This window comes from Acidovorax sp. FHTAMBA (assembly GCF_038958875.1).
Taxonomy (GTDB): Bacteria; Pseudomonadota; Gammaproteobacteria; order Burkholderiales; family Burkholderiaceae_C; genus Acidovorax.
Genome location: NZ_CP152407.1, coordinates 4,219,782 through 4,233,137, shown reverse-complemented (window position 1 = coordinate 4,233,137; position 13,356 = coordinate 4,219,782). Strand labels below are relative to the sequence as shown.

At 56.8% G+C, this 13,356-nt stretch carries 13 protein-coding genes; 1 reads left to right on the top strand and 12 read right to left on the bottom strand.

The features are described 5' to 3' along the window. Positions 1–63 precede the first annotated feature (63 nt). The 12 genes from AAFF19_RS19745 to AAFF19_RS19690 all read right to left on the bottom strand — a co-directional run bounded on the left by AAFF19_RS19745 (position 64) and on the right by AAFF19_RS19690 (position 12,440). Positions 64–252 carry a hypothetical protein gene (locus tag AAFF19_RS19745; RefSeq protein WP_146191287.1) on the bottom strand — a complete coding sequence of 63 codons (189 nt, stop codon included), beginning with the start codon at positions 250–252 and terminating at the stop codon, positions 64–66. Continuing rightward, positions 249–929 (bottom strand): TetR/AcrR family transcriptional regulator, encoded by a 681-nt coding sequence (locus tag AAFF19_RS19740; RefSeq protein WP_056743877.1) that lies wholly within the window; start codon positions 927–929, stop codon positions 249–251. Before AAFF19_RS19740 ends, AAFF19_RS19745 begins: the two co-directional genes overlap by 4 nt. Before the next feature lie 96 nt (positions 930–1,025). Continuing rightward, complete coding sequence (locus AAFF19_RS19735) at positions 1,026–2,177, bottom strand: acyl-CoA dehydrogenase family protein (protein WP_056743879.1); 1,152 nt, start codon at positions 2,175–2,177, stop codon at positions 1,026–1,028. A 43-nt stretch (positions 2,178–2,220) separates the two neighbouring features. Continuing rightward, complete coding sequence (locus tag AAFF19_RS19730) at positions 2,221–3,009, bottom strand: ABC transporter ATP-binding protein (RefSeq protein ID WP_056743881.1); 789 nt, start codon at positions 3,007–3,009, stop codon at positions 2,221–2,223. A gap of 60 nt (positions 3,010–3,069) precedes the next feature. Further along, positions 3,070–4,320, bottom strand: coding sequence for an ABC transporter substrate-binding protein (locus AAFF19_RS19725; protein ID WP_083235468.1), 1,251 nt, complete (start codon positions 4,318–4,320; stop codon positions 3,070–3,072). An 85-nt stretch (positions 4,321–4,405) separates the two neighbouring features. Beyond that, positions 4,406–5,458 carry a branched-chain amino acid ABC transporter permease gene (locus tag AAFF19_RS19720; protein ID WP_056743917.1) on the bottom strand — a complete coding sequence of 351 codons (1,053 nt, stop codon included), beginning with the start codon at positions 5,456–5,458 and terminating at the stop codon, positions 4,406–4,408. Positions 5,459–5,460: 2 nt separating this feature from the next. Beyond that, a complete protein-coding gene (locus tag AAFF19_RS19715) occupies positions 5,461–6,345 on the bottom strand; it encodes a branched-chain amino acid ABC transporter permease (RefSeq protein WP_056743883.1) in 885 nt (294 codons plus the stop codon). Further along, positions 6,342–8,309: an AMP-binding protein gene (locus tag AAFF19_RS19710; protein WP_056743885.1), complete on the bottom strand. Its 1,968-nt coding sequence runs from the start codon at positions 8,307–8,309 to the stop codon at positions 6,342–6,344. The genes AAFF19_RS19715 and AAFF19_RS19710 overlap by 4 nt, the downstream gene beginning before the upstream one ends. Continuing rightward, on the bottom strand, positions 8,306–9,103 hold the full coding sequence (locus tag AAFF19_RS19705) for an ABC transporter ATP-binding protein (protein WP_056642819.1): 798 nt from the start codon (positions 9,101–9,103) through the stop codon (positions 8,306–8,308). The genes AAFF19_RS19710 and AAFF19_RS19705 overlap by 4 nt, the downstream gene beginning before the upstream one ends. A gap of 112 nt (positions 9,104–9,215) precedes the next feature. Continuing rightward, entirely contained in the window at positions 9,216–9,977 is a 762-nt protein-coding gene (locus tag AAFF19_RS19700) for an SDR family NAD(P)-dependent oxidoreductase (protein WP_056642823.1), read from the bottom strand. Positions 9,978–10,010: 33 nt separating this feature from the next. Continuing rightward, positions 10,011–11,249, bottom strand: coding sequence for a thiolase family protein (locus tag AAFF19_RS19695; RefSeq protein ID WP_056642825.1), 1,239 nt, complete (start codon positions 11,247–11,249; stop codon positions 10,011–10,013). A gap of 129 nt (positions 11,250–11,378) precedes the next feature. Next, positions 11,379–12,440: a CaiB/BaiF CoA-transferase family protein gene (locus AAFF19_RS19690; protein WP_231940634.1), complete on the bottom strand. Its 1,062-nt coding sequence runs from the start codon at positions 12,438–12,440 to the stop codon at positions 11,379–11,381. 95 nt (positions 12,441–12,535) lie between these two features. Between AAFF19_RS19690 and AAFF19_RS19685 the strand changes: the two genes are divergently transcribed. Beyond that, complete coding sequence (locus AAFF19_RS19685; protein WP_231940633.1) at positions 12,536–13,348, top strand: enoyl-CoA hydratase-related protein; 813 nt, start codon at positions 12,536–12,538, stop codon at positions 13,346–13,348. Positions 13,349–13,356 lie beyond the last annotated feature (8 nt).

The window sequence follows — 13,356 nt, the reverse complement described above, 5'->3', positions numbered from 1 at the left end:
TCATTGGGCCATCGCACACGCCTTGAAAGCCGCCTTGGATTCCCGTGTGGGCCGACCAGCTTCTCAGCATCCCATCGTCGAAGCAGAAAGACTCGCATTGGCTGCCTCGAAGAACTCGACCACCTTGCCATCCTGATCAAGCCTGAAGACCTGATTCCAGCACCGGTTTCCGCCATGCACGACGATGTCCGCCAGAATTGCCTCACTGCGAAGAACACAACCGGAAGCCCAAGCCTGTTGCGCCAGATTCACGCTTGACTGGGACGAATACCATGCGCAAGAAAACCGATAAAAATATCGGCCACTTCGTCGCTTCCAAGGCTGCCATCGATATGCATCCATTGGGTAATCGAGCTAACAGCGCCCATGAACCAGAACACCGCCAATTTCACGTTGCACGGGGCAATGGAACCATCCTGAACACCCCCCTCGAGCACTTTGCGCAGCTCTTGATCAAACTTTCGCCGACGCAAAGTGATTTTTTTCTGATCCGCCACAGTCATACCGGAGAAATCCTGGAGGATCGCCGGTGCGCCCATTTCATCCGTTAGCAACGAGATGTAGTTCTTAATGAAGACCGAGATCCGACCGAAACCAGTATTTTCCGAAGCGATCGCGTCTTGCAAGACGCGATCTCCCAAATGCATGGCGAGCTCGTGGCATTCGTAGACAAGTTCCTGCTTGTTCTTGAAGTAGTAGTAGAGGGCAGGCTTGGTGACGTTGAGCGTTTTTGCAATCTCGTCCAAGGACACATTCTTGTACCCATGGCGGCCAAATGCGCGCGAAGCTTCCGCAATGACAGCTTGCTTTTTGAGCTGGTACTGCTCATCCGCGCCGCTGACCGCATTGTTCCATTTTGCGCCCTTGCCCGATCTTTTGGCAGCATTGCGTGTCAGTGACTTGGGCTTTGCCTCAATTGGCGTACTCATTGGTGTTGTTTTCCTTGAGGGCATTCGTATCGCTAACTGAGGCAAAGTGTATCGAACTGCTTTCGCCGATAGGCCTGCGGAGAAAGGCCGTGCTCATCAGCCAGCCAAGATACTGCGCGCAATGATCAACTTTTGAATGTGACTAGTGCCTTCGTAGATCTTTGTAACGCGCACATCGCGATAATAGCGCTCGACCGGGAAGTCGTTGACATACCCGTAGCCACCATGCACTTGCAGCGCCGCAGAGCAAACCTTTTCAGCCATTTCGCTGGCATAGAGTTTAGCAACGGAGGCCTCCTTACTGGTTGGCAGGCCCGCATCCGTAAGACGAGCTGCATACAGCATGTACTGGTGCGCCACCTCAACCTGCATGGCCATTTCCGCCAAATCAAAGCTAATGGCCTGCAGTTCGGTGAGTGGCTTGCCATAGGCCTCGCGCTCTTTGGCGTAGCGGATGGCTGCCTCCAGCGCTGCACGGGCAATGCCGATGGCCAGGGCGGCGATTGCGATGCGCCCATCGGACAACAGCGATAGTGCTTTGCCATACCCGCGCCCTTCCTCACCGATCATGTTCTGAACTGGAACACGCATGTTGTCCAGCTGAATCTGAGCCGTGTGGGCCGTGTGCTGGCCCAGCTTCCTTTCGATACGCAAGCATTGGTAGCCTGGATCTTCGGGGTCCGCGATGAACAGGCTGAAGCGGTGACGGGCACCTGGTTCCGCAGTTGCTGCCACGACGAGCGCAAAGCCCGCTTCACTGCCATTGGAAATCCATTGTTTGCTGCCATTGATCACATAAACGTCGCCGTCCCGCTTAGCCGTGGTCCGGATGGCTGCGGTATCCGAGCCTGCATGGGGCTCTGACAATAAAAAGGCACCAATGCGCTTGCCACTGGCCAGATCCGGCAGATGGCGGGCCATCTGTTGTTCGGTTCCAAAACTACGTAACACGTGCGCAGCTGAGTTGTGGACGTGCATCATGGTGGCGAAGCCACCATCGGCCGCTGCGAATTCTTCAATAGCCAGGCAATACTCCACGAATGAAAGCCCGGAACCGCCGTATGCTGGCGGGGCGAGCATGCCCATGAAGCCTACGTCGGCAACTGCCTTGATTTCGTCGTGTGGCCAAGCCCCCGTGCGATCACGTTCGGCGGCCGTGCTACCCACCACTTCAGTCGCGACACGCCGGGCAGACTCCCGAATAATGACTTCTTGTTCGCTCAGCAATGCATTGGAAACGATGCTCATAAACCCATCCTTGAAAACTTGGAAAACGACTGACCCAATGCGGTCAACCCAGCCAGCGCTTGCGGCGGCGGTAATGTTTCATGTCGCGGAAACTCTTGCGCTCCCCATCGACCGTCAGGCCGAGGTAGAACTCTCGAACGTCCTCGTTGGTCTTTAAGCTGTTGGAGGGGCCCTCTAACACGATCCGTCCGCTCTCCATCACATAGCCGTAGTCGGCTAAATCCAGAGCGACGCGGGTGTTTTGCTCCACGATCAGCAGAGTCAGACCGCTGGTCTTGAGGTCACTCAGCAAACCATAGACCTCATCGACCATCAGCGGAGCCAAGCCGAGCGAAGGCTCGTCGATCATCACCAACTTAGGCTTGGCCATCAGGGCCCGTCCAATTACCAGCAATTGCTGCTCGCCGCCCGACAGGTAACCTGCTGTGCGAGTACGCAAGGCTTTCAGACGCTTGATGCGGCTATACACCTCATCAAGCATTTCCTTGGCATCGCCAGCGCTGCCCATATGACCGCCCACCACCAGGTTCTGCTCCACTGTCATGTGGCGGAGAACCTTGCGCCCTTCCATGACATGTACCAACCCCTTGCGAACGACATCGACGGGGTTGGCACCGGTGATGTCCGCACCATCAAATTGAATACTCCCCGCCGTCACACGACCATCCTCTGTCCTGACCAGGTTGGAGATGGCCTTGAGCGTGGTGCTCTTGCCAGCGCCATTGGCGCCCAGCAAGGTCACGCACTGTCCAGCGGGGACTTTGGCGGTAATGCCTTTGACAGCAAGAATGACGTCGCTGTAGAGGACTTCAACGTTGTTCAGTTCAAGCACGGGTAGCTCCAGATGATGTGGCCTGGGTCTCGGTGGCCCGAGACCCAGGCCGATTTGCAATTACCACTTGTTCAACACAGGAACCGGAACGTTCTGCTCGAGAAGTTTGTACTTTCCCTTTTCGACGGTGCCGATGTTGACGGCTGTGCCCGAGGTCGGGAACGGCGCATCATTGTTGAACTTGATATTGGGCAACAAGCCAAAACTGCGCTCGGTAGGCATGGGGGTGGACAGCAGTGCAGCGCGAACCTCTTCGCCCGTCACACCGCCAGCACCTTTGACCTTGACAACATTTTCAACGGCACGAACCGTCAACATCGCTTGGCTCATGCCCATAATGCAGGCAGAGTTATAGGCGGCTTGCAACTTGTATTGGCTGCGCAGTTTCTCGAAGAAGTCCCGTGCCGGTGTTGCGCCTTCGGCGGCCATGGCCATGCCATAGACCTCATAGTTTCCATCCATTTGGCTCAGGTCACCCAGCGCTTTCCCCGACGAAAGCAACCCGTTATGAGCGCTAACCACTATCGGAATATTGGTTTTTCCAAGGCTTTGCAGGGCGCGCCGTGTCGCCACTACCGATGCTGTATTGTTGAACACCTGCAGTACCGTGGCCCCCTTGCGGACCAGGCGGCTGACCTGCTGGGTAAGGTCGGTCGGCTGTGCTTCGGTATAAATCGTTTCAACGACTTCAATGATCTTCGGATTGTCCTTAGCGAACTTCTCGACACCTTTGTGGATGTCCACGTAGGCCGGCGATACTTCCGATGAAATCACCCCCACCTTGAGAGGAGCAGACGAACCCGACTTCTTCTGCATCCACACATAAAACGCAGCCGCTTCGTGCGGGTAAGTGGCACGGGCATTGAACACCCAGTTATCACCCTTCCAAGCAAATCCATATCCTGCTGTCGACTGGACAAGAGGCACCTTGTCACTAGGCAAGCGCTGCTGCAGCGCATTGGTATCTGCACCGCCCACACCCAGAACAGCCACCGGGTTGAGCTCGGACTTGATGCCTGGCCAGAGGCTGGCCACTTGGGCGACGTCATAGCGGGTGTCGAAATCCTTGATTCGCAATGCGACGCCCTGCGCTTTACCGACCTCTTCGCTCCACCAGTCGAGCACCGCACGGCGGCATCCCGTCATATCTTTCATGATGTCTGCGAAAGGTCCGGTGAAGTCAGCCAGGCCAGCCACGTTGTAAGTAGTCTGAGCTTGTGCCATGCCGCCAAGGCACAAGGCTGACGCCAGTAAAGCGCCGCGTTGCCCCAGTTTGACCATTGCCGACAACTTTGCTCGATTCGTTTTCATAAAAAAAGTCTCCTTTTGTAGTAGCGCTTTGCATTGGAGCAGCCCTTCCCAGCGCCTAAGGTGGCTGCAGAAAACAGGATTGCGGTCAATATGGGTAAGGCCACATGCGATAAGACCGCTTGACGATGTTCCACCGGTGCATCAGACCGCGTGGCTCAAAGATCAGAAAGGCCGCGATGACTCCACCCAGGAAAATATTCATCACTGCGAAAACAACATCTCCGCTCAGGAAGGAAAAGTTCTCGACCAGTGAAGGGCCCACGATGGTGATCGTCTCCTGGGCAGTACGGATAACAAACACGCCGATCAGCGCGCCCGTCACCGACCCCATGCCACCCACAATGATCATCGCGATGAACCATATCGAGTGGATCAGGGTGAACTGGTCAATCGCCACGAACCTGACGTAGTAAGCCCAGAGCCCTCCACCGATGCCCGCGTAAAACGCACCCAGCAAGAAGGCAAGTACCTTGGTGCGCACGACATTGATGCCCATCATTCCTGAGGCCACGTCGTCATCGCGCACTGCCGCAAAAATTCGACCATGGCGGCTGCGTGCGACGCCGTAGGCGCCCGCAATCATGATGAAGGCCACTACCAGACACAGGTAGTAAATGCGGGTATCGGTGTTGAAAACGAAACCAAGGAGCTGTGCTGGTTCCAGAGTGATGCCGTTAGATCCCCCCAGCCACTTGGCAGGCAGGTTGAGCACAAAGAAGTGGAACAAAATCTGCGCAGCAATCGTGGTCAAGGCAAGGTAAAAACCCTTTATGCGCATTGCGGTTAATCCAAACACCAGCCCAAAAAGCGCCGCGCACAGCCCGCCGATGGGCAAAGCCAGCCAGAAAGGCAGGTGGCCTTTCGTCGCTAGGAGCGCTGTTGCATACGCACCAACCCCCATGAACGCAGCTTGACCCAAATTGATCTGACCCGCTAGACCAGTATTGATCTGCAGCCCCATGACCACCACTGCAGTAATCAGCATAGAGGTCATGATCGCCACCCAGCGGACCTCGCTGATCAGGGGCAGCGCAAACAACGCTATAACAAACAGGCCCAATGCCACCGCCTGGCTGCGCGTGCGAATTAGTGCTTGGTCTTTGGCGAAAGAAGTCGCGAATACACCTGCGGGATCCATGCTCATACCCTCTCAATGGTTTTCCACCCGAACATGCCGGTGGGACGAATTAACAACACCACCAGCATGATGATGAAAGGAAAGACGGAGCCCAGCGCTCCCCCCACCAGGGGATCGAGATAGGCCGAAGCCAAACCCTGAATCACACCCACCAAAACACCGGCGATCAGCAAACCTGCGAGGGACTCCAACCCAGCCAGCAAGGCCACCGGCAAGGCAGCCAGGCCGATGTCGGAGCTCATCATGTTGATGGAGCGGCCACTCAAATGCACTATCGCCCCCAGTGTGGAAAGCACGGATCCCAGCACCCACGCAAAGGCAATGGAACGCTGCACCGAGATGCCCATGGACATGGCCACCTGGTGGTCTTCCGCCACGGCCGTCATGGTCAAGCCAGCCCTTGTCCGGTTGAAAAACCAGGAGAGGCCAACGCCGATGAAGATGGTCATAATTCCACCGTAGAGCATCGAACGGGAGACGATGAGATCGCCAACGATGATCGGATCCAGAGGAAAGATGATCGGAAAAGCACGCACCTGTGGACCAAAAAGCACCAACACAACGCCTCGGATCAGAATCAAGAGACCGATCGTCACCATGACCATCGAGAAGACGGATTCCCCAACCAGACGGGCAAAAAATATCCGCTCAATCATGAAACCAAAAATTGCAGCACTAACGAATGCCACGGGCAATCCGACCCACAGCGGTAGACCCATCTGAATAATCGTCCACCACACCATGTAGCCGCCAAAGACCACCAACTCACCTTGTGCAAAGTTGAACACCTTTGACGCGCGATAGATCACGACGAAACCCATGGCGATCAACGCATACAGAAGCCCTGACAGCGCACCGTTTATCAGGTAGTTAATAAAATCGATCATTTCCGTCCTCTGCTTCGGGCTGCGCCCAGGTGGTCTGACCCTGCGGCGTCCGTGTCATGGATGGACACCAGAGCCTCGAAATTGCCGCGCCGACCGTCCTGGTAGGTCACAGGAATATCGATACGCACGGCGTGCAAGCCGTCATATAAACCGTTGATCAGCGTGGCGTATCGCACCTCCAGGAATTCGCGCCGCAGCTTTCTCGAACGTGTTAGTTCGCCCTCGTCCGGATCAAGCTCTTTTGGAAAATTGGCGAATCGCTTGACCCGCGCATGCGCCGGCAAAAACTGATTCACACGGGTAATTTCCTGACTGATCAACTCTGCGACCTCTGGCCGCTGTGACAAATCGGTAAAGGTTGAAAATCCGATCCGCTTGTCTTCTGCCCACCGCGACAGAACAGCCATGTCGATATTGATGAGAGCGGCCACGAAGTCCCTCGTCTCGTCTCCCACCGTCATGATGTCCTTGATGAAGGGACTGAACCGAAGGCGGGTCTCGACGAACTGCGGCGGGAAGGTTTCTCCGCTGCGCAAACGCTTGAGGTCCGACAACCGCTCCAGGAACACGAGCTCGCCTAGCTCAGTTTTCGTTACGGCATCGCCCGTGTAGAACCAGCCATCTTTCACCTTCGACTCTACGGAACCCTCTCTGCGGTAGTAGCCCAGAAACGGGCTTCCGCCACGAATCTGCAGCTCTCCGTCCGCACTCAAGCGCCATTCCAATGGTGGGCCCGCCTCTGGATGCGCCTTCATCCAGTGCCCTACGGTCTCCAGATCAAATCGGTCACCCTGGTGGCATGTCAGCAACCCGGTTTCGGTGGAGCCATAGATGTTGCGCAGAGGTATACCCATGGCATGGAACATGCGAAACACATCCGGTGCCATGGTGGCACCACCGCAGCTGGCACAGCGCAGCCGGGTCAGGCCGAGCAGATCTCGCAACGGGCGCAGAACCAGTGCATTGGCGATAGGAAACAGCAACCGGTCCAGCAGGCCAACGGGTTTTCCATCCAAGCGCCCCACATTAACGGTGTGACCGATCTTCATGCCCCACTCGTAGACACCTCGTCGAATGGGTCCTGCGTCGAGCATGTGCGCCTGCACAGAGGACGCCATGCTTTCCCACTGGCGCGGAGCAAATGTCATACCTTCCACCGCCAATTCCCGAATGTTGGACAACACCTGCTCCGGGCCCTCGGGGAAGTTCACTACCATGGGCAATCCCAATCCCATGGTGATGCCATATATTTGTTCAGTGGCCCAGGATGGCGCGATGTAACTCAGGTATTCCATACCCGGCTTCACATCCATGGAATCGATCAAGCGCTGGGCGTTGTCGATCAAAAAGCGATGCGTGAGGATCACGCCCTTGGGCTGCCCCGTCGTGCCGGAAGTGTAAGAAAGAACCGCTATGTCATCGGGGGCTCCCGCATCCACTAGCGCGTCGTACATCTTTCCGTTACGTTGATGGATTTCACGCCCTTGCCGCTGCATGCCATCGAAGGTTTGCAGGATGGGGTCGTTATACGACCACATACCCGTTTCATCCCAATACACAATGTGGCGCATCTTCAACGTCTTGTTCCGGACATCCAGGCCCTTGTCAACCTGCTCTTGGTCCTGCGCGAACAAGATGACTGCTTCGCTGTCGTCCAAAAGATAGGCCACCTCCTCCGAAGTGAGGTCCGGGTACATGGATACAACTTTGCATCCCAGTGCATGCGCGGCATACTCGGCCCAGTAATGCTGCGGCTCATTCTCACCAATGATGGCAATGGTCTCACCCGCTTTGACGCCTGCTTGGTGCATGCCCAGCGCAATCTCTCGAACGTTGCGCTGCACATCCGCAAAGCTGTACTCCCGCCAAATGCCGCGCTGCTTATGGCGCTGGGAAAGACGGTTGGGGTTAGCATGCGCATGCTTGCGCAGCAACTGGGGAAGGGTCGCGATTTCGAGTTTCATTGGACGCCCTCCCCAAGATAGGCTTTAAGCACTGCGGGATTAGCCTGGATCTCCTTGGGCGTTCCATCGGCGATCTTGCGTCCAAAGTCCAGCACAGCGATGCGGTCAGCCAGGTCCATCACCACACCCATGTCGTGCTCCACCAAAACAATAGGAATGCGCTTTGCCTCGCGCACATCCAGAATGAAACGTGCCAAGTCTTCTTTCTCTTCAGTATTCATACCGGCCATAGGCTCATCCATCAACAGAATCTTCGGGTCTTGGGCCAGTGCGCGCCCCAAGTCCACGCGCTTGCGAAGCCCATAACCGAGGCTGCCCACCGGCGCATGCCGGATGGATTCAATTTCAAGAAATTCAATGATTTCTTCCACCACCTCCCGATGCAAAACTTCTTCCCGTTTTGCCGGGCCGAAATGGAAAAATGACTGCACGAGATTGGCCCGCATGTGCATGTGGCGCCCCACCATCAGGTTCTCGATAACGGTCATGCCCGAAAAAATGTGCGTACCTTGAAAGGTGCGCGCTAGGCCCTGTGCCGCCACGTCGTGAACCGCCATGTCGCGCACGTTGTGCCCGGCCAGGGATATCTCGCCTTTCTTGGGGCGGTAGAACCCGCTCAGGCAGTTCATCAGAGAAGACTTTCCCGCTCCGTTCGGCCCGATGATTGCCAGCAGCTCGTCCTTGCGCACATCAATCGAAACATCATTCAGCGCCACAACTCCACCGAACTGCAGCAGCAGATTCTGGGCTGTCAGCACCACGCCTTCCCGCTGGCTTTGAATGGCTGCATTCATTGGTACCTCCACTCTGAATTCTTGGCTTTGTCCATCGAATTTCCTTCATAAGACCTTTGCAGGGTCTACGCATCCATTTGCGGGAATGCTCGCAGCGATCAATGGACCACGACTAACAACGGACACCCGCATCCAGGCTGATCGTGGTGGCATTCAAATAGGCGTTTTCCACAACGTGCCGAACCAGTCCACCGAACTCTTGTGCCTGCCCCATGCGATGAGGAAAGAGGATGACGTTGTCAATAATGTTTTGCGACACCTTCGTTGGCATGCCTGCAGACATGGCGGTCTCAAACAGACCAGGCGCCACGGCCACCACTCGGATTCCGTGTTGCGCAAGATCCCGCGCCACCGGAAGCGTCATTCCAATGACCGCCGCTTTGCTGGCGCTATATGCGGCCTGGCCCACTTGACCCTGCCACGCAGCACCAGATGACGTGTTCACGATGACCCCCCGTTCACCGTCGACATTGGGCTCGTTCTGCGACATGGCCAACGACGCATAGCGCACCACGTTGAATGTCCCGGTCAGGTTGATGGCGATCACCCGGTTCCAAAGATCCATCGGGAATAACTCGCCCTTTGAAAGCGTCTTGCAGGGACCCAGAATTCCCGCGCAATTTACCGCCACATGCAGCGCACCAAATTCCGCCACTGCCGCGTCTACGCCAGCCTTCACACTGGCCTCGTCCGAAACATCAACCTTCTGGATTCGCACGCGCTCGCCCATCGGCAGCACCTCGCTCGCAAGGCGCTCTTCGTCCAGATCAACCGCCATGACGCTCGCTCCGGCCGCAAGCAATGCCTTGCAAGTGGCGAGCCCCAGGCCTGAAGCAGCTCCTGTGACGAAGGCAATGGTATTTTTGACATCCATACTGTTTCTCTTGTCTCTTATTGAGTGCAGCGCTCAGCGCGCCAAGATGGTGATACAGGCAACAGCTTCTTCAATGCCCTCAAGACCGCCACCGTTTTCTGCCAGCGCAATCCTTGCGTCAGTCACCTGCCGCAGTCCGGCTTCCCCGCGAAGCTGAGTTACCAACTCATGGACTTGGGCAATACCGGTGGCCCCAACAGGGTGCCCCTTAGACTCCAGGCCGCCGGACGGATTAACGGGAATGCGGCCACCAATCCGGGTATCACCCCGCTCGGCAATCACACCGCCCATGCCGAACTCACAGAAACCGAGGTTTTCTGTCTGAATGATTTCACCCATGGCCGTGGCATCGTGCACCTCGGCCACCGAGATATCTGCTGGGCCAACACCTGCCAGTTCATATGCCCTGCGCGAAGCCAGTGCTGTGCAGTGGTTGGTGTAGTCGTCTTCGCTCCGGTCGGAACCGCTTTGCACTACTGCCGCCAACACCTTGATGGCACGCTTTTCATCGATGTTCAAGCGCATAAGCGCCGAGCGTGTGCAAATGATGGCTGCTGCTGCGCCATCAGACACCGGGGAGCACATGGGCAGAGTCAATGGGTAGGTGATCGGCGGCGCGGCGAGCACCTCTTCGATGCTGTAAGCCATCCGGTACTGCGACAGCGGGTTGTGCATGGAGTGCGCGTGGTTCTTGGATGAAACGGCGGCTAACTGGCGCTGCGTCGTCCCGAAAGTGCGCATGTGCGATCGTGCAAACGCCGCATACACGTCCATGAAAACGCTGTACGGCCTGGGTGAGGTACTCCCCTCGGGCACCGCCACGTCGCGCCCCATCTTCATCAACTCCCCACGAATCTCTTCTGCACGCGAGAGATCCCAGGCACTGTCAAACACCGAGAACATCTTGAGCTTGTCGGATGAGAACATCTTCTCTGCACCAACAGCCAAAGCGACATCGCCAGCACCCGACTTGAGGTGATTGCAGGCTAGAACGAACGCCGACGAGCCGCTTGCACAAGCGTTTTCGACGTTCACCACCGGAATGCGCCCAATCCCCATGGCCCGCAGCGCAATTTGCCCACGAATCATGTGCTGGCCATCCATATGCCCCTGGGAAGTGTTCCCAAAAAAGGCCGCTTCCAAGTCTTCTTTTTCCAATCCCGCGTCCGCCAAAGCAGCCGCCGTGGCCTCGCGTGTGAGCGCCTTGATGTCTTTGTCCAGATGCCGTCCGAATGGCGTCATCCCCACACCAACCACATAGATATCTTCCATCGCATTTCTCCGTGGCGGATCTTCTTGATCCATGAAAGTCAAATAAATTACTTTGCGTAAGATGTTTTTACTGTACAGTAAAATTCTCAACTGCTTGCCAGGGATTACCCTTGGTATCACATTCGCGGCTCAGCAAAGCGGCAGGAATCGCATGCCCCGCGCAGTCTCAATATCGCCCTGCTCAGTCACGCTGTACAAACCACGAGCCACGTTGTGGGGATGAGCGGCGGCTTCGGCCATGGTGAGCACCGGCGCAAAGCAACTGTCAGTGCCTTCCATCAGTGCATTCCAGTACGTACTAGGTTGGGAAGCAAAGCGCTGCGCAATCCGCGCCTTGAGAGACGGCCACAAAGTCTTGTCCATTTGCCGTGCGGGGTCGACATCCGTCAGCTGCAATTGCGTCAACAGCAATGCATAGAACTGTGGCTCGATTGCACCGACCGTGATGTATCGCCCATCGCTGCACAGATAGCGGTCGTAGAAGGGTGAGTCATGGAAGACACTGGGTTCGCTGCCTTCCAATCCGCCACCTTGACGAATCAGTTGCACGAGCGGCGACAGCATTGCCAACACATCAATGATGGCGCCGTCAACCACGCAGCCCTGGCCCTTATCCCGCGCGCCTAGCAACGCCGACACCATGCCAAATGCAAACCCGAGGGCGCCGGCAGCATCCCCAACCACTGTGGGTGGAAGCATGGGAGGGTGTCCCGGTTGCTCGGTGATCGACATGAGCCCAGTGAGAGCGACATAGTTCATGTCGTGCCCGGCGGCCTGAGCCAGCGGCCCATCCTGCCCCCAGCCCGTCATGCGCCCATACACAAGCCGCGGGTTGTATTCACCACATACATCGGGACCCAAACCCAGGCGCTCCATCACACCCGGGCGGTTGCCCTCAATCAACCCGTCGCTTTGCGCGACCATGTCCAGCGCCCGCGCCTTGTCCTCGTCGTTCTTGAGATTCAATGTGACGCGTCGTTTGCCGCGCGACAAGAGCGCCCCGTCCTTCGGAGTGAGCTCATCAGGCAATGCGCTCGCACCTGGCCGCCCGACCACAGTAACGTCAGCGCCCATCTGCATCAACATGAACCCAGCTAAGGGCCCTGGGCCGATCCCCTCGAACTCGACGATCTTGATACCCGATAGCGGGAACATGAGCGGGCTGCTCTTACTTCGCATGAAGAACTCCATTTGTTTAATTGTTTTACTTTAGGGTAGAATTTTTAACCTATGGGTAATGGAAAACCCCATGTCCCTCAAAACAGAGGCAAAAGCAGAATCGATCCATGAACACGCAAGCCAGCAAGGAACCCCTGATGTCGACACCGGTTGTGATTACAGACGTACGAAAAGGCACCATGTGGATTCGCCTGAACCGACCTGATGCAATGAACTCGCTGACCCCGGCGGTGCTTCGGGGAATAGACCACGCACTCAACGAAGCACAGAGCCGCGGAGACGTGATATCCGTCGTATTGACGGGCACTGGACGGGCCTTCTGCGCGGGCGCCGACCTCAAGTACGTCAAGACGCAAGCGGGCGAAAGTGGCACCAGTGGCTTTCTGGACAGCGTACTGTCCACCATGAACCGGATTGACCGCTTTCCAAAACCCGTGATCGCCGCCCTGAACGGCATAACTCTGGCGGGCGGGCTCGAACTGGTGCTGTGCTGTGATCTAGTGCTGGCGGCAAGGAGCGCCAAAATTGGCGACGCACATGCCAACTACGGCCTGATCCCCGGAGGGGGGGGGTCGGTGCGCCTGCCGCGGGTCATTGGCCCCACACGCGCCAAGTACCTTCTCTTCACGGGTGACTTCGTGGACGCGGCAGATCTTGTGGAAGCGGGCCTCGTCAACCAAGTGGTGGACGACGACCAGCTCGAAAGCGTTGCACAAGCCGTGGCCGACAAAATTGCCACGAAGAGCCCCCTTGGCCTGCGCCGCATGAAAACGCTGGTCGACGATGGTTTGCAACAGCCTCTAGACACCGCCCTGCGATTGGAGCTTCTGGCCTCTGAAGTGCATTCCCACAGCGCCGATCTCCACGAAGGCCTGGCCGCATTCAACGAAAAACGCACCCCGCGCTTCACGGGCCACTAGGACGGCAA